Annotated in this window: 16 protein-coding genes and 1 riboswitch; of the genes, 11 read left to right on the top strand and 5 right to left on the bottom strand. The window is 67.5% G+C overall.

The window, feature by feature from the left end:
• Positions 1-26: 26 nt before the first annotated feature.
• The 6 genes from A5697_RS07425 to A5697_RS07400 all read left to right on the top strand — a co-directional run bounded on the left by A5697_RS07425 (position 27) and on the right by A5697_RS07400 (position 8,736).
• Positions 27-1,370 carry an SRPBCC family protein gene (locus A5697_RS07425; RefSeq protein WP_231972001.1) on the top strand — a complete coding sequence of 448 codons (1,344 nt, stop codon included), beginning with the start codon at positions 27-29 and terminating at the stop codon, positions 1,368-1,370.
• A complete protein-coding gene (locus A5697_RS07420) occupies positions 1,367-2,542 on the top strand; it encodes an LLM class flavin-dependent oxidoreductase (protein WP_067946925.1) in 1,176 nt (391 codons plus the stop codon). Before A5697_RS07425 ends, A5697_RS07420 begins: the two co-directional genes overlap by 4 nt.
• Positions 2,539-4,380 carry an NAD(P)/FAD-dependent oxidoreductase gene (locus A5697_RS07415; protein ID WP_067946923.1) on the top strand — a complete coding sequence of 614 codons (1,842 nt, stop codon included), beginning with the start codon at positions 2,539-2,541 and terminating at the stop codon, positions 4,378-4,380. Before A5697_RS07420 ends, A5697_RS07415 begins: the two co-directional genes overlap by 4 nt.
• Positions 4,380-5,309 (top strand): SDR family NAD(P)-dependent oxidoreductase, encoded by a 930-nt coding sequence (locus A5697_RS07410; protein ID WP_067946921.1) that lies wholly within the window; start codon positions 4,380-4,382, stop codon positions 5,307-5,309. Before A5697_RS07415 ends, A5697_RS07410 begins: the two co-directional genes overlap by 1 nt.
• Positions 5,302-6,504 (top strand): CaiB/BaiF CoA-transferase family protein, encoded by a 1,203-nt coding sequence (locus A5697_RS07405; protein WP_067946919.1) that lies wholly within the window; start codon positions 5,302-5,304, stop codon positions 6,502-6,504. Before A5697_RS07410 ends, A5697_RS07405 begins: the two co-directional genes overlap by 8 nt.
• Positions 6,505-6,732: 228 nt before the next feature.
• On the top strand, positions 6,733-8,736 hold the full coding sequence (locus A5697_RS07400; protein ID WP_068009337.1) for an acyltransferase family protein: 2,004 nt from the start codon (positions 6,733-6,735) through the stop codon (positions 8,734-8,736).
• A gap of 3 nt (positions 8,737-8,739) precedes the next feature.
• Here the strand turns inward: A5697_RS07400 and A5697_RS07395 are convergent, their stop codons facing one another.
• The gene (locus A5697_RS07395) at positions 8,740-9,399 is read right to left on the bottom strand and encodes an O-methyltransferase (RefSeq protein ID WP_068009334.1); all 660 of its coding nucleotides are present in this window, start codon (positions 9,397-9,399) and stop codon (positions 8,740-8,742) included.
• 125 nt (positions 9,400-9,524) lie between these two features.
• Positions 9,525-9,710, top strand: a riboswitch (M-box (ykoK) riboswitch).
• A gap of 277 nt (positions 9,711-9,987) precedes the next feature.
• Here A5697_RS07395 and A5697_RS07390 point away from each other — a divergent pair.
• The gene (locus A5697_RS07390; RefSeq protein WP_067946913.1) at positions 9,988-10,197 is read left to right on the top strand and encodes a hypothetical protein; all 210 of its coding nucleotides are present in this window, start codon (positions 9,988-9,990) and stop codon (positions 10,195-10,197) included.
• Positions 10,198-10,322: 125 nt separating this feature from the next.
• Here A5697_RS07390 and A5697_RS07385 read toward each other — a convergent pair whose 3' ends face one another.
• Entirely contained in the window at positions 10,323-11,267 is a 945-nt protein-coding gene (locus A5697_RS07385; RefSeq protein WP_068009331.1) for an NADP-dependent oxidoreductase, read from the bottom strand.
• A 129-nt stretch (positions 11,268-11,396) separates the two neighbouring features.
• Between A5697_RS07385 and A5697_RS07380 the strand changes: the two genes are divergently transcribed.
• Positions 11,397-12,005 (top strand): hypothetical protein, encoded by a 609-nt coding sequence (locus A5697_RS07380; protein WP_067946978.1) that lies wholly within the window; start codon positions 11,397-11,399, stop codon positions 12,003-12,005.
• A 10-nt stretch (positions 12,006-12,015) separates the two neighbouring features.
• On the opposite strand, the gene car is transcribed toward A5697_RS07380, so the two are convergent.
• On the bottom strand, positions 12,016-15,606 hold the full coding sequence (gene car / locus A5697_RS07375) for a carboxylic acid reductase (protein ID WP_082953282.1): 3,591 nt from the start codon (positions 15,604-15,606) through the stop codon (positions 12,016-12,018).
• A 116-nt stretch (positions 15,607-15,722) separates the two neighbouring features.
• A complete protein-coding gene (locus A5697_RS07370; RefSeq protein WP_068009330.1) occupies positions 15,723-16,478 on the bottom strand; it encodes a L,D-transpeptidase family protein in 756 nt (251 codons plus the stop codon).
• Positions 16,479-16,641: 163 nt separating this feature from the next.
• Between A5697_RS07370 and A5697_RS07365 the strand changes: the two genes are divergently transcribed.
• The gene (locus tag A5697_RS07365) at positions 16,642-17,292 is read left to right on the top strand and encodes a cysteine hydrolase family protein (RefSeq protein WP_068009326.1); all 651 of its coding nucleotides are present in this window, start codon (positions 16,642-16,644) and stop codon (positions 17,290-17,292) included.
• 42 nt (positions 17,293-17,334) lie between these two features.
• Positions 17,335-18,267: a LysR family transcriptional regulator gene (locus tag A5697_RS07360; protein ID WP_068009405.1), complete on the top strand. Its 933-nt coding sequence runs from the start codon at positions 17,335-17,337 to the stop codon at positions 18,265-18,267.
• Here the strand turns inward: A5697_RS07360 and oxc are convergent.
• Positions 18,251-19,981, bottom strand: coding sequence for an oxalyl-CoA decarboxylase (gene oxc / locus A5697_RS07355; protein WP_068009323.1), 1,731 nt, complete (start codon positions 19,979-19,981; stop codon positions 18,251-18,253). The two genes, A5697_RS07360 and oxc, sit on opposite strands and share 17 nt — an antisense overlap.
• A gap of 249 nt (positions 19,982-20,230) precedes the next feature.
• On the opposite strand from oxc, the gene A5697_RS07350 reads away from it, so the two are divergent.
• Positions 20,231-20,878 (top strand): AMP-binding protein (locus A5697_RS07350; protein WP_156673199.1); only part of this gene is annotated, 648 nt, incomplete at its 3' end.

Raw genomic sequence — 20,878 nt, 5'->3', positions numbered from 1 at the left:
AGAACGGCGCGGCCGCGCCCGAGGAGATGACCGAGCCGGTCACGATCCCGGCGGAGGCGTACCTCTCCGAGGAATACCTGCGCGCCGAGCGCGACAAGCTCTGGCGCAAGGTGTGGCAGCAAGTCGGGCGCGTGGAAGACCTGCCCAAGGTCGGCAGCTACCTCACCTACGACATCCTGGACGACTCCGTCGTCGTGATCCGCACCGGACCCGACACGCTCAAGGCGCACCACAACGTGTGCATGCACCGCGGGCGCAGGCTGGTCGACACCCCGGACGGCGCGAGAAACGCTTGCGGCCACAAGAAGTCGTTCGTCTGCGGGTTTCACGGCTGGACCTACGACCAGGACGGCGTCTGCACCCACGTGCCCGAGCGGCAGGACTGGCAGGGCGCCCTGACGCCGGAGAACACCCACCTGGCGCCGGTCAACGTCGACACCTGGGGCGGCTGGGTCTGGATCAACATGGATCCGGCGTGCGAACCGTTGCGGGACTACCTCGAGCCCGCCGCGACCATGCTCGACCCGTTCCGCCTGCAGGACATGCGCTGCAAATGGCGCAAATGGCTGCATTTCGAATGCAATTGGAAGGTCGCGATGGAGGCCTTCAACGAGACCTACCACGTCGCCACCACCCATCCGCAGTTCAACAAATTCGGCAACTTCCGCGGCTGGGCGATGGCGCACGGCAAGCACAGCAACATCGGCTACGACGCGCCCAAGGGGCTCGAAGAGACCAAATCGAAGATCCGCCTGGGAACCGGTGCGGACCCGCGGATCTCGACGGCGGAGATGCAGATCTACACGCTGGAGGAAACCAACGCCACCACCACCAAGACCCTGGTGGAGGCGGCGCGGCGGCTGGTCGACGAGCTGCCCGCGGACACCCCGGCCGGTCGGGTACTCGAGCACTGGCTGTCCTCGGCGCGACGTGACGACGCGGCGCGTGGCGTCGAGTGGCCGACCATCGACCCCGAACACCTGGCCAAGAGTGGTACCGCGTGGCAGATCTTCCCGAACTTCCAGATCGGCCAGGGCCTGACCACGGCGCTGTGCTACAGCGCCCGGCCCTTCGGCTACGACCCCGACAAGTGCATCTTCGAAGCCTCGTGCTACGAGCTCTACCCCAAAGGCGAAGAGCCGCAAACCGAATGGGTGTACGCGCCGCCGGATGACCCGAACTGGCGCAGCGTGCTGCCGCAGGACTTCTCCAACATGGCCGCCGTCCAGAAAGGCATGAAGTCGTACGGCTTCCGCGGCCCCAAGCCCAACCCGTACATGGAACGCAGCACCGCCAACCTGCACCGCAACCTCGCCCGTTACCTGGGCAGCGGTGCCCCGAAGGAACTAGCAACGGAGATGCAACGATGAAGGTCAATCTTGGTTTCGGCGCGCACAACTCCCACGACTGGGAGCGCGTGCTGGCCGAAGACTTCAGCCGGCCGCCGGCCACCCCGGACTGGGAATGCGTCCAGGCGACCCTGGCGATCGCCGACCTGGCCGAGCCGCTCGGGTTCGACGGCATCTGGATGCCCGAGCATTGCGGGACCCCATATGGCATGACGCCCAACCCCATTCAGGCGCTGAGCTATTTCGCCGGCCGCACCGAGCGGGTCGGCCTGGGCACCTTCGTCGTCGTCGCGCCGTGGTGGCATCCCATCCGGCTCGCGCACCAGATCGCCTACCTCGACATCCTGTCCAACGGCCGTTACACCACGATCGGCATCGGTCGAGGCGTCTCGAAGGGAGAGTTCGACGCCGTCGGCGTGCCGCGGGAGGAGAGCAGGCAGCGGTTCAACGAGACCCTCGACATCCTGCAGCTGGCGTTCTCCGGCGATCGGTTCTCCTACGACGGCGAGATCTTCAAGGTCCCCGAAATGTCGCTACGCCCCGAACCGCTCAGCAGCGACCTCTTTTCACGCATCTACAGCTCGTCCTCGACCGCTGAGTCGCTGGAGATCCTGGCCCGCCGCGGCATGGTCCCGCTCTTCGTCGGCAACAAGCCGATCGAGGACGCCGGACGGGAAGTGCAGAAGGTCAACACGTTCCGCAAGGAGGAGGGCCTGCCGCCCTGCCAGCCCAAGAACGTGATGTTCATGTACTGCACCACCGGTGACCCCGCCGCATCCGAGGAGTGGATCTGGACGGCCAACCGCGACGTCACCGTGCACTACGGGTTCGCCGACGCCTCGAACTTCAAGGGCGTCAAGGGTTACGAGGCCTACGCCGCGCGAGAGGCCACCGCGACGGCCGTCCTCGCGTCGTCCGTGACCGGTGACGCCAAGGCCGGCCCGTCGAAGACGCCCGGGTACCACGCGTCGAACCTGCTGATCGGCACGCCGGAGGAGATCTTCAACCGGATCAAGGCGGCCCAGGAGGCGTGCTCGTTCGCGGAGCTGACGATCGTCCCGCAGTTCGGCACCATGCCCTACGCCGAAGCGATGGCCAGCACCGAACTGTTCGCCAAGGAGGTGCTGCCCGCCGTGCAGAAGATGGACGCGCCCCTGCACGCCGCGGCACTGCCGGAGAACGCCCTGGCATGACGAACCCGGATTGCCCGCCATCGCAAACCCCGGACGACGTCGACTTCGAGGCGCTGCGCGAGAAGTACCGCCGGGAGCGCGAGAAGCGGCTGCGCCCGGAAGGATCCAAGCAGTACGTCGAACTGGTCGACGACTTCGCGGGATATTACGAAACCGACCCGCACTCACCGCCGTTGGTGCGAGAGCCGATCTCGGCGGACATCGACGTCGCCGTGATCGGCGGCGGCTTCGGTGGCCTGCTGTGTGGCGCCTACCTGAAGAAGGCGGGCGTCGAAGACGTTCGCATCATCGAGCTGGGTGGCGACTTCGGCGGGGTCTGGTATTGGAACCGATACCCGGGCATTCAGTGCGACAACGAGTCCTATTGCTACGTGCCGCTTCTCGAGGAGCTCAACTTCATCCCGTCGAAGAAGTTCGCCGACGGTGCCGAGATCTACGACCACTGCCGGCGCATCGGCAAGCACTACGGGCTCTACGACTCGGCCATCTTCTCCACCCAGGTCCGCGAGCTGCACTGGGACGAGACCGGCAAGCGGTGGCGGATCAGCACGGACCGCGGCGACGACATCCGGGCCCGCTTCGTCGTGATGGCCTCGGGACCGTTCCACCGGCCCAAGCTGCCCGGCATACCGGGGATCAACGACTTCAAGGGGCACAGCTTTCACTCCTCGCGCTGGGACTACGAGTACACCGGCGGGGACACGTCGGGTGGGTTGGACAAGCTCGCCGACAAACGCGTCGCGGTGGTGGGCACCGGGGCGACGGCGATCCAGGTCGTGCCATTCCTGGGCCGGCACGCCAAGCAGCTGTACGTCTTTCAGCGCACGCCCTCTTCGGTGGGTGCGCGCAACAACGCGCCGACCGATCCGGAGTGGGTGAAGACGCTGAAGCCGGGCTGGCAGAAGGAGCGGCAGCGCAACTTCCACGCCTGGACATTCGAGGGGATGGCGCTGGGCCAGCCGGATCTGGTCTGCGATTTCTGGACCGAGTTGGGCCGCAACACCGCGGCGCGCGTCCTCGCGCTGGCCGATCCCGCCGCGATGACACCGGAACAGTTCATGGCCATCCGTGACGAGGAAGACTTCAAAGTGATGGAGCGGTTGCGGCGCAGGGTCGAGAGTTTGGTCGAGAACCCCGAAACCGCCGAAGCGCTCAAGCCCTACTACCGGTTCCTGTGCAAGCGACCGACCACGAACGACGAATACCTGCAGACCTTCAACCGCCCCAATGTGACCCTGGTCGACGTTTCGGCCAGCAAGGGAGTCGAGCGGGCGACCGCAAAGGGATTGGTGGCCAACGGCATCGAGTACGAGGTCGACTGCATCATCTACGCCAGCGGCTTCGAGATCACGACCGAGATCAGCCGCCGGTACTCCATCGACGCGATCGAAGGCCGCGGCGGGGTGTCGCTCTTCGACTACTGGCGCGACGGGTACAAGACGTTGCACGGGATGACCAGCCGCGGCTTTCCCAACCAGTTCTTCACCGGGTTCACCCAGGTGGGCATCTCCGCGAACATCGCCGCCAACTATGAGTTGCAGGGCGAGCACATTGCCTACCTCATTTCCGAGGCCCTGGCCCGCGGCGCGACCACCGTCGAACCCAGCGAGGCCGCCCAGGACCAATGGTGCCAAACCATCAGGGACACGGCGATCGACACCAGCCAATTCGACTCGGAGTGCACGCCGGGCTATTACAACAACGAAGGTGGCGGCGGAGGCGAGGGTATCCGCTCGCACCTCGGTGAACCGTACGGGCCGGGGTTCTACGCCTTCAGCGACCTGCTGGCCGAATGGCGTGACAGGGGCGACCTGGACGGCCTAGTACTGGGATCGTGATGGCGGAACTGAGATTCGACGATCGGGTGGCGGTGGTGACCGGCGCCGGCCGGGGACTGGGCCGCGAGTACGCGCTGCTGTTGGCGGCCCGCGGCGCCAAGGTCGTGGTCAACGACACGGGCGGCGCGCTGACCGGCGCAGGCGCCGACGCCGGTCCCGCGCATGATGTGGTGAGCGAGATCCGGGCGGCCGGTGGCGACGCGGTCGCGTGCACCGAGTCGGTCACCACGCCGCAGGGCGGCCAGGCGATCATCCAAGCAGCGCTGGACAACTACGGGCGCGTCGACGTCCTGATCCACAACGCCGGCAACGTCCGGCGGGGATCCTTGAAGGAGATGAGCTACGAGGACTTCGACGCCGTCATCGACGTTCATCTGCGGGGCGCCTTCCACGTCGTGCGGCCGGCGTTCCCGCTCATGTGCGACGCCCACTACGGCCGCATCGTGCTGACCTCGTCGATCGGCGGCCTGTATGGCAACCACGGCGTCGCGAACTATGCCGCCGCCAAGGCCGGCCTGCTCGGTCTGTCCAACGTCACCGCGCTGGAAGGCGCGGCCGACGGGGTGTTCTGCAACGTCATCGCGCCGTCGGCGGTGACGAGAATGGCCGAGGGACTGGACATCTCGGCCTATCCGCCGATGGGCACCGAACTGGTCGCGCCCGTGGTGGGCTTGCTGGCGCACGAAAGCTGCCCGGTCAACGGCGAAATCCTGATTGCCATCGCCGGTCGCGTCGCCCGCGCGGTGATCGCCGAGACCCCCGGCGTGCACCGACCGTCGTGGTCGATCGAGGACGTGGCCGAGCAAATCGATGCCATCCGGTATCTGGCTGCGCCACTGGTCTTTCCCGTCGTGCCGGACGGTCACGGCGGCCACATCCGCTACAGCTTCGAAACCGCAGCGCGCAAGGAAGGCGCGCGCAATGCCTAGCGGCGGCGCCGGCCAGCGCGGCGGCCCGCTCGCGGGCGTGCGCGTCGTCGACCTCACCGCGATGGTGATGGGTCCCTACTGCACACAAATCATGGCCGATATGGGTGCCGACGTCATCAAGGTCGAGCCCCCGCAAGGCGACGACACGCGTTATGTGTCGGTCGGGCCGGCCCGGGGCATGGGCGGCGTCTTCGTCAACGTCAACCGCGGAAAGCGGGGGATCACCGTCGACCTGCAGTCGGACTCGGGCAAGGCCGTCCTGCGCGCGCTCATCGAGCGGTCCGACGTCTTCATCCACTCGATGCGCTCCAAAGCGGTTGCCCGGCTCGGGTTCAGCTACGACGAGGTGGCGGCGATCAATCCGGCGATCGTCTACACCAACTGCTACGGCTACAGCCGGCGCGGCCCCAACCGGGACCTGCCCGCCTACGACGACACCATCCAGGCCGCGTGCGGGTTGCCGTTCGTCCAGGAGCAATTGACGGGTGAACCCAATTACGTCGGCACGATCATGGCCGACAAGGTCGCCGGCCTCACCGCGCTCTACGCCACCATGATGGCGTTGTTCCATCGCGAGCGCACCGGCGAGGGACAAGAGGTCGAAGTCGGCATGTTCGAGACGATGGCGTCCTTCATGCTCGTCGAGCACGCCAACGGCGCCATGTTCGATCCGCCCCTGGGCCCCGCGGTGTATCCGCGGACGGTGGCGCCGAACCGGCGGCCGTACCGCACCAGCGACGGCTTCATCGCCGCGCTGATCTACAACGACAAGCATTGGGCCGCCTTCATGGACGCGGTGCGGCCCCCCTGGCAGAGCGATCTGTACGCCACACTCGAGCGGCGCGCGCGCCAGATCGACGCCGTGTACGCGCTGCTGGCCGAAACGATGGCGCAGCGGACGACGCAGGAGTGGCTGGATCTGTTCCGCGAACTCGAGATCCCGGCCGCGTCGCTGTCCAGCCCGGCGACCCTGTTCGACGACGAGCATCTCGACGCCATCGGCTTTTTCGAGACCGTGCCCACGCCGCACGGCCCGGTGCGGTTCCCCGGTGTGCCGACCTGGTTCTCCCGCACGCCGGGCCGCGTCGCCGGGCCGGCCCCGGAGCTCGGCGGGGACACCGACGAGGTGCTCGAAGAGCTCGGGCTGGCCCTCGTCGACGTGAACGCCGACGTGAAACCGGCCGGGCCCGTATAACACGCCCGGCACCGGCGAAAAGCGAAGCGGGTCTTCGCGTGTCTCCGGTCGATCCGGCCGCATCGCCTTTAAGCTGGCTCCGATCAAGAGGAGGGGCAGCGACGTATCGGCATCAACTATGGCGCCGGGCGACATGGTGGTCAGGGCGCGCTAACCGCGAGCGCTGAGCCGGGCGGGACCCATCCCGCGCCGGCCCGTCGTGCTCGGCAGCCTCGCTGGGTCGCTCCCGTGCGCAGGGCCGGTCGGCTGGCGATCTGGGACAAGCCGGAGCGGCGCAGCGGCATTCCCGCACTCGATGGGTTACGCGCGATAGCGGTTGCGCTGGTGCTGGTCGGGCACGGCGGCATCCCCGGTGTGAGTGGCGGATTCATCGGCGTCGACGTCTTCTTCGTGCTCAGCGGGTTCCTGATCACCTCGCTGCTTTTGGACGAGCTGGGGCGCACCGGCCGTATTGAGCTGACCGGCTTCTGGATTCGCCGTGCGCGCCGGTTGCTGCCGGCCCTGATGTTGATGGTCCTCACGGTGGCGGCGGCCCGCCAGATGCTGCCCGATCGGTCCCTCACCGGCCTGCGCGACGACGCGATCGCGGCGTTCGTGTGGATGGCGAACTGGCGGTTCGTCGCCCAGAAGACCGACTACTTCACGCAGGGTGCCCCGCCCTCGCCGCTGCAGCACACCTGGTCACTCGGGGTCGAGGAGCAGTACTACTTCGTCTGGCCGGTGCTGCTGATCGCGGTGACGCTGCTGCTGGCCGCGCGAGCCAGGCGCCGCTCCACCCGGGCCACCGTGGGCGGGGTCCGCTTCGCCACGTTCGTCATCGCCACGGCGGGCGCGCTGGCTTCGGCCGCAGTCGCCATCGTGATGGTGTCCGACGACACGCGCGACCGTGTCTATTTCGGCACCGACACCCGCGCGCAGGCGCTGCTGACCGGGGCCGCGGCGGCGGCCCTGCTGGTGCGCGACTGGCCGTCACTGAACCGGGGCTGGTGCCTGATCCGGACCCGGTGGGCTCGGCGGGTCGCCCGTGTTCTGCCGCTCGCCGGCCTGGCGGGCCTGGCGGCGGCGACGCACTACGCCACCGGCACTAGCGGCGAGTTCCGCCATGGTCTGCTCATCGGGGTCGCGATCGCCGCCGTCCTCGTGGTGGCGCCGGTGGCGCTGGAGCAGCGGGGATGGGTCGCCCGCTTCCTGGCCGCGCCACCCCTGGTGTGGCTGGGCACCATCTCCTACGGCGTGTATCTGTGGCACTGGCCGATCTTCCTGGCGCTCAACGGCGAACGCACCGGGTGGAGCGGGCTGCCATTGTTCGCCGCCCGGTGCGGCGCGACGGTGGTGCTGGCCGCCGCGTCCTGGTGGCTGATCGAGCAACCCATCCGGCGCTGGCGGCCGGCGCGGGTGCCGCTGTTGCCGCTGGCGGCGGCGGCGGTTGCCAGCGCCGCCGCGGTGACCCTGCTCGTCGTCCCGGTGGGGACCGGGCCCGGCCTGCGTGAGGCCGGCCTGCCACCGGGGGTCTCGGCCGTCGCCGCGGTGTCCCCGTCGCCTCCGGGTGGCAGCCGCCCGGCCGGTCCCCGGGATCCCAACCGGCCGTTCACCGTTTCGGTGTTCGGCGATTCGATCGGGTGGACGTGGATGCACTACCTGCCACCCACACCGGGGTTCGCGTTTCTCGACCACACCGTCATCGGCTGCAGCCTGGTGCGCGGCACGCCGTATCGCTACATCGGCCAAACCCTGGAGCAGAGAGCCGAATGCGACGGCTGGCCGATCCGATGGTCAAAGCAGGTCGCCCAGGACCAGCCCGACGTCGCGCTGCTGATCGTCGGCCGCTGGGAAACCGTCGACCGCGTCAACGAGGGGCAATGGACCCACATCGGCGACCCCACCTTCGACGCGTACCTCAACGCCGAGCTGGACCGGGCGCTGAACATCGTCAGCTCCACCGGGGTTCGGGTGGTGGTCGCCACCGTGCCGTACAGCAGGGGCGGCGAAAAGCCGGACGGCCGGCTGTATCCGGAAGACCAGCCCGACCGGGTGAACCTGTGGAACACCATGCTGCGCAAGACGGTCAGCCACCATCCGAACGTGCAAATCCTGGACCTCAACAAAAAGCTTTGCCCGGACGGGGTTTACACCGCCAAGGTCGACGGCATCAAGGTTCGCAGCGATGGCGTGCACCTCACCCCCGAAGGGGTGAAGTGGTTGACGCCGTGGCTCGAGGAATCCCTGCGGTAGGGCCTAATCGCCGGTGCGGCAGCTGATTTCCATGCTGTCGCTGTCCCGGATCGCGAAGTTGAAACTGACGTAGCCGTTCGCGGGATTGCGCACCCGATCCAGGTACGGCTGGGTGTCCGCGGCGCTGGTGTTGTCGGCGACCACCAGCGCCCCCGTCGACAGGCGCGGTTCGAGCAGCTCGGTCACCGGCAGATACAGGTCCTTCCAACCGTCCAGCAAGACAAAGTCAATCGGCCCGTCCAGACCGGCCAGCGTGCTCAGCGCGTCCCCTTCCAGGATGGTGATCACATCGTCCAGGCCGGTTTCGGCGAACGTCCGCCGCGCGGCGGCGATCTTGGTGTCGTTGAGCTCGGTCGTCACCACCCGTCCGGTGCCGTTGTCCCGCACGGCGGACGCCAGGTGCAGCGCGGAGATGCCGAACGACATCCCGAACTCGACGACGGTCGCCGGACGGGTCGCGCGCACCAGGGCGTAGAGCAGCCGGCCCGCTTCGGGCGTGACCGGAATGTAGAACTCGCTCATCGCGTCGGCGCGCTCCTGCGCCGTCATCGGCCGGTCGAAGTCGCCATGCCGCTGACGTAACAGCGACATCTGGTTCTTCGCTTCGGTATACATGCGGTCGAGCACGCTCGCGACCTTCGGATCTTGCAGAGTGTTGGCCATGCTGTCGAGGGTAGGCGCCGGCGGCGGGTGACCGGGCGCGCGCGACTCGAAGCGGCGGTGAGCTGCCGCAACGGATATGTCAATCAGTTTGACGGGTCCTGGACCGCGGTGTAGAAAGGGTTTCGCAAGCACCTCGGTAGGTGAGGCGTCTGCATGGACACAGGCCACTGACCCCGAACGTCGAGAGACGCCCCGGGTCAGGACAGCTCTTCCCGGACCCAAGGGTTGAGCCCAAGTGGCTTCCGGACTGACCGTTGGTTAAGTCTCGGATACGCCGTGCAGTGCCGAAGCTCCGACGAGAGGGGTGCATCGGCCGGCACGTCGCCGGCATTCGTGCCTCTCGCGTTTCAGGTGAAATGTGACACCCGCGTGTGTCGTGGCCGTGAGGAGGTGAGGGCGAGATGAGCGAGACCAGTCCAAGCGATAGTCCGTATCCCAATTCCGTCTTGTCCCGATCTGGTTCCGGCATTCCTTCTGCCGCTTGAGCTTTCACGGTGTTTCAGTGATTCGCGCGCAATGTGTGCCCGCGAGTCGCCCCGGACCCGCGCCATGAGCTGAACCGATCGGGCCTCCACAAAGGAGAAGATCATGGCTTTTGTTGTCACACACCGCGTTGCCGGCCGGACCGGTGGGCGCGGACGGGCGTTGCTGCGCTCGGCGCGGTTGTTGGCCGGCAAGGTACACGCGCGGACCACCCTGACTCCGCAGGAGCGGGCCAACCTCTACGTGTCACGGATGCCGATCGCCGTCGTCACCGCATCGCTGGGCGGGCACGCCTCGACCGGCGACCGGCGGTGACGGATTCCACCAGAACACCATGACGCCCGTGTCTCCCGGGGCCGTCGCATCGGGCGGGCACGGGCGTCGTGGGCGCACTTGGCGGCGGAGCCCCGGCCCGCGCTTATCTGGTGGGCCCGGCCGCCTCACTGTGAAACATCGGGCAGCAGAACGATTTTGCCGCGGGTGTGCCGCTTCTCCAATTGCTCGTAGGCGTCGGCGACCCGATCCAGCGGATAGGTGGCGGCGATCTCGAAATCAATGGCGCCGCTGACGACGAGGCTGGTCATCTCGGCCAGCACCTCCGGCGTCGACGCTTCGGCGCTGCCTTCGGTTTTGGCGCCGACTTCACCGGCCTTTTGGAACGAGATGATGGTGTCGATTCGTTCCGGTGCGACACCGAGGTCGACGGCGAGCTGCACGTATTCGGGCCCGAACAGGTCGATGAATGCGTCGATGCCGGTGGGCGCCGCCTCGCGCAGCCGATCGGCCAGGCCGTCGCCATAGGGGATCGGGGTGGCGCCATGAGCCCGCAGCCAGTCGGCGTTGCCCGGTCCGGCGATGCCGAGCACGCGCGCCTTGCGCAGGGCCAGCAGTTGCACGACGAGGCTGCCCACCCCGCCCGCCGCCGCCGAGACGGCGACTGTCTCACCCGGTTGCGGCGCCACCGCTCGGACGGCCGCGTACGCGGTCACGCCGACCACATAGAGCGAACCCGCGATCTCCCAACTGAGTTGGGCCGGTTTGCGAATCAGCTGGCCGACCGGCACCGCGGCATGGGTCGCGTGGCTGGAGCGGCGGAAGCTGAACCCCAAAACCTCGTCGCCAACGGCGAATTCGGTTACCCCGGGGCCCAGCGTGGTCACCACGCCCGCGAGGTCGCTGCCCTCGCCGGAGGGAAACGTCGCGGGAAACATCTCGTGTATCGCCCCGGTTCGGATGGCGGCCTCACCGGGGTTGATCCCGGCGGCGCGGATCTCGACGATCACCTCGCCGGGCGCGGGGGTTGGCATGTCGATGTCCGCCACGTACAACACCTCGCGGCCGCCGTACCGGTCGAACCGAACGGCGCGCGCAGTCGCAGCCGTCATCTCGATCTCCTCCCCGCAGCGCTCATGACCTCCCACGCCAGCATAGGCACTGGAAAATGGGTATCCAGTTTCCGGCGTGGGTCGCGCATGCGCGAATGCGCCGCCGGCCAGAACGCGGAAGGAACGCCCATGAAGGTTGCTCGGATCTCCGGTGTCGGGTGGGCGCTCGCCGCCGTAGTGGCTGGCGCGGCGCTCGCCGGCTGCGGTGGCAGCAACAACGCGTCCCCGACCGATTCGAGTTCCGCCGCACGCTCCACCGGTTCCAGCGTGGCCAGTCCGTCGCCAGGGCAACCCACGGATTACAGCACACTACTGATCAAGCCGACCGACATCGGCGGCGATCTCACCGCGCCGCAGCCGCCGGTGCTGAACCCCAACAATGCGCCCGGGGTGGCGCAGCTGTTCGCGAGCGCCGACAACAGCCGGCGGATCGGCGACAGCATCCTGGTCGTCGCCGACCCCGCGACGGCCGCGGCCGGAATCGACAGGACCAGGGCCAATTACGCGGGCAAGATCAACGGCACGTGGCGGCCGATAGACGTCGGCTCCAACGGGACCATGATCTCCGGCACGTCGCCCGACAACGGGCAAGCGGTGACGGTGTTGCTGTTCAGCGAGGGCAAGGCGCTCGTCAATCTCGAATTCCACAGCACACCTGGCGATCCGATCGATCCGGACATGGCCGCCGACATCGGGCGCAAGCAGGATGCCGCCATCAAGAAAGGTCTGCCCGGGTAGGCCCGCCGGTCTACAGCAGGCCGAGCAACCGCAGATCGAAAACATACTTGGCGATCAGGTCCGCCGACAGATGCGGAATGTCTTTGTCCGCACCGAGTTTGGCGGCTTGGATGGCTCCCCGGAATCCCTCGGTCGGGGCGGGCGCGCCGCGCAGTGGCTTCTGCGGCCTCCGGTAAGCGTCCAGCAACGGCAGCACGGACTGTTGGCGCTGCTTGTCCGGTAGGGCCCGAAGTGCGGTGCCGAAGCGGGCGAGCCACTCGTCGTAGTCGTCGATGCGCCGGATGTCGTGGCGGTCGGCGATCAGCCAGTCCACGAACACGTCCAGGGAGATTCCGTCGTCGTGCGGATTCATCACGTCATAGGACCGAAACACCCCGGCAGATCCCGCGTCGTCGGCGGCGGTCGCGATCTGCTCACCGAGCGCGGTCACCGCCTCGGCCACGAAGTCGGCGGGCAGCCCGTCGTAATGTGCCACGGGCCGGCCACCGGTGTCGGTGGTTTCGTAGAACGACGACGGCGCGATGCCGGTGACGAGCAGGCTGAAGATCAACCGCGTAAAGGCATCGGGCACGTTCAGCTGTCCGGCGTAGCGGCTGTGGGCGAGGATCATGTCGGACCGGAACACGGCGACGGGCAGTTCGCACAGGTCGTGTGCCTCGCGCAGCAGTACCTCGCCGGCCCACTTGCTGTTGGCGTACCCGTTGGCGTAGCTAGCCTCGACCGGCCGGACCGGGCTGATCGTGCGGATGTCGCCGTCCTCTTCGAAGTCGGCCGGATCGACGGACATGGCCACGGCAACGGTTGACAGGTAGGTCACCGGTTTGATGCGGGTGGTGATCGCCATGCGGATAACTTCGGCGGTGCCAACGACATTCGGCCCGAACAGCTGCTCGTAGGGCAGGACGTGATTGACCAGCGCCGCCGGGTGGACGATCAAGTCCACGGTGCGGGCCAGCCGGTCCCACGTCGCCTGGTCCAGCCCCAGGTTCGGCTCACCGATATCGCCGGCGATCACCTCGAGATGATCGGCCGCGAGCTCGCGGAAGCGTTCGACCAGATGCGGATCTCCGCTGCGGTAGACATCCTCCAGTCGCTTGGCGGCGGCCGCGGCGTCGGTGCCCCGCACGATGCAGACCAATGTTCCGCCCGTCTCGGCGAGCCGCTCCATCCATTCCAGGCAGAGGAAGCGGCCCAGATATCCGTTGGCGCCGGTCAACAGGACAGTGTGCGGCGTGCCGGTGGCTCGCGGCAGGGCCGGGGCGTCGGACAATGTTCTCGTGTCGATGAACTTGTCAAGTGTGAGGTCGGCGGCGCGGACCTCGGTGGCATCCCGCCCGTGCACCGACCCGAATGTCGTCCGCCCGGGTCCCGTTCGGCGTTCGGCCTCAACGTATTCCGCGAGCCGGCCTAAATCGGTGGCCGGGCCGATGATCATGCCCACCGGCACCTCGACGTCGAAGATGTCCTGCAGCAGGTTGGAGAAGGTCAAGGCCGACAGGGAATCTCCGCCGAGTTCGATGAACAGCGCATCGGGTTCGGGTGGGCCGCCGGCCAGGCCGAGCAGCGCTTCGGCGGCGCGAACGAGCGTGTCGATGACCGGGCGGTCGGCGGCGCCCTCGCGCAGCGCCCGCAGCTCGGTCACCCGGTTGGCGGCCAGGTCCGCATACAACTGCTCGAGCCGCTCGCCGTAGTGCTCTTTGAGTTTCGGCCTGAGCAGCTTGCCGACGCCGGACAGCAGCCCGTTGTCCTCGCTGAACGGCTCAGCCTCGACGAGAAAGTCGACAGGCACCTCGTAGGACTGCAGCTCGGCGAGTCTGCCTGACTGGCGCAGTGATTCGTGCAGGGCGGCCTTGAGCCCGTCGGGGTCACCGGTGAACCTGTCCAGCGCGTCGGCGGTCGGCACCACCACGGCCAACAGATACGGGCGTTCGCTGTTGCCGTAGACGAAGATCTGGCGGACCAGGGCCGCGCTGCTGAAGACGGCCTCCAGGCGGGCGACGGCGACGAATTCGCCTTGGGCGAGCTTCAATACGTTGTTGCGACGGTCGACGTACGCGAGCCGGCCGGGCTCCAGCTCGGCCATCACGTCCCCGGTCCGGTAGTAGCCTTGTTCGTCGAAGGCGTTGGCGGTGACGTCCGGACGCTTGAAGTATCCGGGCGTGGCGGTGAGCGATTTGACCAGCAGCTCGCCGCGCGGAAAAGGCTTGTCGGTAAGGAAATAACCCAGCTCGGGAACGTCGATGAGCTTGTACCCCAGAACCGGCGGCGCGGCGATCCGGCCATCCTTGGTCACCATCCCGACCTCGGTCAGGCCGTAGCCGTCGAGGACGTGCACGTCCAGGCAGCTCTCCACGAACCCGCGCATCTCCGCCGCAAGCGGCGCGGTGCCGCAGAACGCGGTGATGATGCGGGCGCCCAAGACCTGCTCGCGCAACTCGACCTGCGCCTCGGCCTCGGCGGATGCCCGGTCGGTTCCCTGGAAGACCCGCCGGTCGACGGCGCTTTGGTAGCGCTGGTACAGCATCTCCGCCACCCGCGGCACCAACCCCATTTCGGTGGGGCGCACCAGGTTCCAGTCTTCGAACAGCGTGGAGAGGTCACTTTCGGGCACGAAGTAACTGGTGCCGCCCGCTTGGAACGCGGTCGACAGCGGTATCCGGCCACCGAGGTGGTTGAGCGGCATGAAGTTGACGTTGATCACCGGGGTGTCCGCGAAGTCGGGCATCAACTCGTTGGTCCACAGCTTGCACAGCATGCGCTCGGTGTACATGGCACCCTTGGGCAGTCCGGTGCTGCCCGATGTATACATGATCATGGCCAGGCGCTGGTCGGTGTCGCCGGTATACGCGGGCTCGGGCGGCAGGCCGCGACCTCGTTCGATCAACTCGTCGAACGTCTCGATCCTCACCGCCATCCCCGCCGCGGACAGCTTCGCGCGGGCGCGCTCCAAAGCCTGGCGCTGATCGTCGATTTGGGGGGAGTAGTCGAAAACCACCAAGCGCCGCAACGACGTGCTGCCCAGCGCCGCCTCGACGGCCAAGTCCAGGTAGCCGGCGCCCGCCGCGAGCACCCGCGGCTCGACCTCGGCGACGATCGGTTGCAACCGTGATGCCGCCGCGTTGTGCTGCAGCGGCACCGCAACCAAGCCGAGGTAGGCGCACACCAGATCGAGGGTCAGGTACTCCGCACTGGCGAAACCCACTGTGGCGACGAAGTCTTGAGGCGTCACCGGATCGGCCGCGTCGTTCCGCCAGGCGCTGGCGATCGCACCCACGTTGGCCCACAGGTCGCGGTAGCTGAGGGTGTCGAACCGGGGGAGTAACTGCGCGGTGGTGCGGCCGGTCGCGGGATCGGTGACCAGCGACCGCGCTCGCCAACCCAGCGCCGGGCGGTCGGCATAGCCGTCGACGAAGGTCCGCAGGATCTGTGTCAGGCGAAGCTCCGGTTCGCGCGCCACTCGTTGCAGTGCCGGATTCGGTTTCGTGCTGCGGAACTGTTCGTCCGTCGCGTCCAGTTGGCGAATGCGGTTGTCAACCCGCTCCCGCGCCGGGCTGATCGAACCCGCGACGGTGGATTCTTGTTGTTCCGCATCACCGGTCATGGCCAGCCTCCCGTTCGATCCTCGTCTACCGGGAACCCACCGTCACGGGCCAGTCTTCCGTTCGATGGCTGTGACGGTTGTCACACTGGCCCGAAGCCGAGGGCGCGGGCACGCCCCTACGCGACGACCTGGATGGGGTCGCCCACATTCACCTGGTTGAAATACCAGGCGGCATTATCGGGACTGAGGTTGATGCAGCCATGACTGACGTTGGCGTAACCCTGTGAGTCAACCGACCAGGGCGCCGAGTGCACGTAGACGCCGCTCCACGTGACGCGAACCGCATATGAGGCGGTGATCTTGTACCCCTCGGGCGAGCTCAGCGGGATGCCGATGGTGCGCGAGTCCATGACCACGGTGCGCTGCTTTTCCAGGGCGGTGAAGTTGCCGATCGGTGTGGGCCGGCTGGGCTTACCCATCGACGCGGGCATGGTGCGCAGCACTTCTCCGTTCCGGTTGACGGTGAAGGTGTGACCGGAGATGCTGGCAACACCGAGTAATGCGTCACCGGTGTCGAATCCCGTGGTCAGCGCCTGAATGCCCACCGAGACGTGGGTGTGGGCGGGCCAGTACCGGTTCGGCACCCACTGCACGACGTGGTTCTCGACCCACTCGAAGTGTCCGGGCGTGTTGCTCGGCGACGCGACGTGGATCGACCGCTCGGCGGCGCCTCGATCCCTGATCGGTGCCATGAACGTCACCACCACTGGGTGCGCCACCCCCACGACCGCGCCGTTAGCCGGCAAAACCGAGGCAACGGCGGGAACCGGCTGGGGAAGTGGGATCGCCGCCACTGCGCGGGCGCCGCTTGCCAGCGTGCATGTGGTCGTGATCGCCACCATAACGGATAGATAACGAACCGCTCGACGCATGGTGCATACCCTTCGCGATGGTGCAATCAACACAACGATATTCTACTGGCGGACCGGCTATTGAGGTTTTCAGCAAACATGGTTGGTTCGCCTGATGTGGCGGTTACGAGCCGACCACCGGCTGAGCTGGACTCCGTCGGGGCGGGATCGGGAGGGGGCGAGCATGGTCGTTGACGACCCTTACACGCGCCCGATTGCGGATTCCGCAGCGTTGGTGCTGATCGACGTGCAGCGTGATTTCTATGCCGACGATGCCCCGATGCGGGTTGACGGGACCAGTGCGGCGATTCCGGCGATGGCAAAGCTGGCGGAAGCGTTCCGTCGGCGCAGGTTACCGATCGTGCATGTGGTCCGGCTATACCGGCCGGACGGGTCGAACGCCGACCCGGTTCGCCGTCGATCGATAGAGGGAGGCGCGCGATTCGCCGAACCGGGCAGCGCCGGTTCGCAAATCGCCGCCGAGTTGCTGCCCAAGGCCGTCGAGTTGGACCACGAATTGCTGTTGGCCGGTGGATTCCAAGAGGTCGGTCCGGCCGAGCATGTGATGTACAAATCGAGGTGGGGGGCCTTCTACGGCACGGGTCTCGAACAGCATCTACGCGAAAGTGGCAGCGACACACTGGTTTTTGCGGGTTGCAATTTCCCGAACTGTCCTCGGACGTCGATTTACGAGGCCTCCGAACGAGACTTCAGAACGGTCCTGGTGTCCGATGCGATCTCGGGCTTGTATGACCGCGGTGCCGAAGAGTGCCGTGCCATCGGAGTGCATGTGCTGGAGCTGTCGGAGACGCTGGACTGGCTGGCGTGCCGGTGAAGGGTTAGCCTCAGCAAAAATCCCGCGGCAGAGGAGGTGCGGGTGCTCTTCCGTCAGCTGGAGTACTTCGTCGCGGTCGCGCAAGAGCGCCACTTCGCCCGCGCGGCCGAGAAGTGCTTCGTATCGCAACCCGCGCTGTCCGCCGCGATCGCCAAGCTGGAACGGGAACTGAACGTCACGCTGATCAATCGCGGGCACAGCTTCGAGGGCCTCACGCCCGAGGGTGAGCGGTTGGTGGTGTGGGCGAAGCGGATTCTCGCCGAGCACGATGCCTTCAAGTCTGAGGTGCACGCGGTGCGGTCGGGCATCACCGGCATGCTGAGGCTGGGCACGGTCCCCACCGCGTCGACGACTGCGTCCCTGGTGCTCTCGGCGTTCTGTTCGGCGCACCCGTTGGCGAAGGTGCACATCCTGTCCCGGCTGTCCGGCACCGAACTGTACCGGCGGCTAAGGGAATTCGAACTGGATGCCGCGATCGTGCACGCGGCGCCCGACGAGGACCACGGGGTGAACCTGGTGCCGCTGTATGAGGAGCACTATGTGTTGTTGTCGCCCGCGGACATGCTGGGATCCGCCGCTTCGACGATGACTTGGCCGGAGGCCGCGCAGTTGCCGCTGGCGTTGCTCACGCCCGAGATGCGGGACCGCCAGATCATCGACAAGGCCTTCGCCAACCACGCCATCGAAGTGGCCCCGCAGGTCGAAACCGACTCCGTCGCTTCGCTGTTCGCTCAGGTTGCCGCGGGGAATTGGGCGTGCATCGTGCCGCACACCTGGTTGTGGACGTCGCCACTGGGGCGAGAAGTCCGCGCGGTCCAGATGGTCGACCCGGTGCTCAAGGCCGACGTCGCGCTGGCCACCAATTCCGCTGGCCCGGGGTCACCGATCGCCCGCGCGCTCGCCGCCTCGGCGGCGCAACTGTCGCTGCACGGGTTCTTCGACGCGCAGTTGTCGCGAATCACCCACCAGCGCTGACCGCCTTACTGGTCGGGTTCAGGCTCGCCAGATGCCCGCTTTCCACCCCGGCCGCCGGGTCGAGCTCGCAGTCGATGATCGACGGCTCCCGGGAGCCGATCGACTCGGACAGCGCCGATCGCAGCTCCTCCGGGGTGGTGACGTGATATCCCTTGCCGCCGAATGCTTCCGCGATCAGCTCGTGACGCGCCCGCGCATTGAGCACGGTGGGCGCCGGATCCGACCCGGTGGCTACTTCATCGCCCCGGTAGACACCGCCGTTGTTGAGAATGACGACGGTCACCGGAAGCCGGTAGCGGCAGATGGTCTCGACTTCCATGCCGCTGAAGCCGAATGCGCTGTCACCCTCGACCGCGACCACAGGGTCGCCGGTCTCGACGGCGGCCGCGATGGCGTAACCCATGCCGATGCCCATGACGCCCCAGGTTCCCGTGTCCAGCCGGTGCCGCGGCACCTCCATGCCGATGACGTTGCGGGCCAGGTCCAGCGCGTTGGCTCCCTCGTTGACGAGGTAGGCGTCCGGGTTCTCCTGCAGGACGGCGCGGATCGCGCCGAGCGCATTGTAAAAGCGCATGGGATGCGGGTTTTCGCCCAGGTGTTCGCGCATCTTGGCGTCGTTGCGGGCGGTGCGCTCGGCCAACTCCTTGGCCCATTCCGCGGGCACCGTGACGGGGTGGGCGGCCAGGCCGTCACGCAGCGCCGACATCACCGAGCCGATGTCGCCGACCACGGGCGCGGCGATCGGCTGATTGCTGTCGAACTCCGACGGCGCGATATCGACCTGCACGAACTTGGCGTCGGCGGACCATTGCGGCGAGTCCCCGTGGCCGAGTAGCCAGTTCAGCCGGGCGCCGACCAGCAACACGACGTCGGCGCGCGCGACCGCGAGCGACCGCGCGGCTGCGGCCGACTGCGGATGGGAGTCCGGCAGCAGCCCCTTGGCCATCGACATCGGCAAGAACGGAATGCCGCTCGCCTCGACGAACTCGCGAATCATGTTGTCGGCCCGGGCATATGCCGCACCCTTTCCGAGCACGATCAAGGGTCGCCGCGCCTGTGCGAGCATCCGCAGCGCGCGATCGACCGCGTCGGGCGCCGGCAGCTGCCGGGGCGCGGGGTCGACAATCCGCCAGACCGTCTCCGCACCGGCCGCCGCGTCCATGGCTTGCCCCAACACCTCGCCGGGGATGTCGAGGTAAACGCCACCGGGCCGGCCGGAGATCGCGGTGCGGATGGCACGCGCGACGCCGCGCCCGATGTCCTCGACTCGGCTGATCCGGTAGGCCGCCTTCGCGAACGGCCTTGCGGCGTTGAGTTGGTCGATGTCCTGGTAGTCACCTCGTTGCAAGTCGACCAGCGCCCGATTGCTGGAACCCGAGATCTGGATCATCGGGAAGCAGTTCGCCGTGGCGTTGGCGAGGGCCGGCAACCCGTTGAGGAAACCGGGCCCCGATGTCGTAAGGCACACACCGGGTCGGCCGGTCAGGAATCCGGCGGCGGCGGCGGCATTGCCGGCCGAAGTCTCCTGACGGAAGCCGATGTAGCGGATTCCCGACGCTTGCGCGACGCGGGCGAGGTCGGTGACCGGGATGCCGACGATCCCGTAGATGGTGTCCACGTCGTTGGCCTTGAGCGCTTCCACCACCAGGTGGAAGCCGTCGATCAGGCGCGTGGACTCGTGCCCCTGGCCAGGAGATGCCGAAACTGCGGTCATGGTGCCGACTCCTCGTGTGTGGTCGGAGGTGAAGTAAAGCCTCAGCCATACTCTGGCGCGGCCGCCCGGCGGGTGTCCAAGACCGAGCCGCTATGCAGCGATTCACGCCGTCTATCGCCGCTGGCCAGCCGGGTTCCCCGGCGTCGATAGCCAACGGTTATCGGTCGTGAGTGAATCGATATTGGACGCACGGGGCGGCCACCCGGCATGGTTCGAGCAGGTGATGACCAAGAGAGAAGGAGTGCGGCGATGAAATCTGAGGCGATCATCGGCGGCCACGCCACGGCGGAGACACCGGGCCCACGCATCGCCGACCTGGTCGAGGAGACGGCACGCCGGTCACCGGCCGCGCCCGCGCTTGTCGCCACCTCCGACCGGGTACCGGTCAGCTACCACGATCTGCTCCGGCTGGCCGACGACCTGGCCGCGCAGCTGAAGCGGGCCGGGCTGCGGCCCGGCGATCGCGTCGCGCTGCGCTCCGGGAGCAACGCGGAATTCGTCGTCGGACTGTTGGCGGCCTCGCGGGCCGACCTGGTCGCGGTCCCGCTGGACCCGGCCCTTCCGGTCGCCGACCAGCGGGCCCGCAGCGAGGCGGTCGGGGCGCGGGCGGTGCTCATCGACGGCGACGCGCCGATCGATCAAGGGGAACCGGCTCCGCCGTGGTGGCCGCTCGCGGTGACACTCGGCGTCCCAGCGGTGCGCCTGGACGTGACCGGCGCTCCGGCACAACACTTTTCGACGCCGGAGGGGCTGCGCGCAGACGACGCCATGATCATGTTCACCGGCGGCACCACCGGGGTGCCGAAGATGGTCCCCTGGACCCGCGCCAACATCGCCGCCTCGGTGCGGGCCATCATCGACGGATACGGGCTCGGTCCCAGGGACGCCACGGTGGCG

It is taken from the genome of Mycobacterium sp. E3251, from assembly GCF_001666835.1.
In the GTDB taxonomy this organism is placed as follows: domain Bacteria; phylum Actinomycetota; class Actinomycetes; order Mycobacteriales; family Mycobacteriaceae; genus Mycobacterium.
Note: the sequence above shows the minus strand (reverse complement) of the source record. Positions and strands in the feature narration are given on the sequence as shown.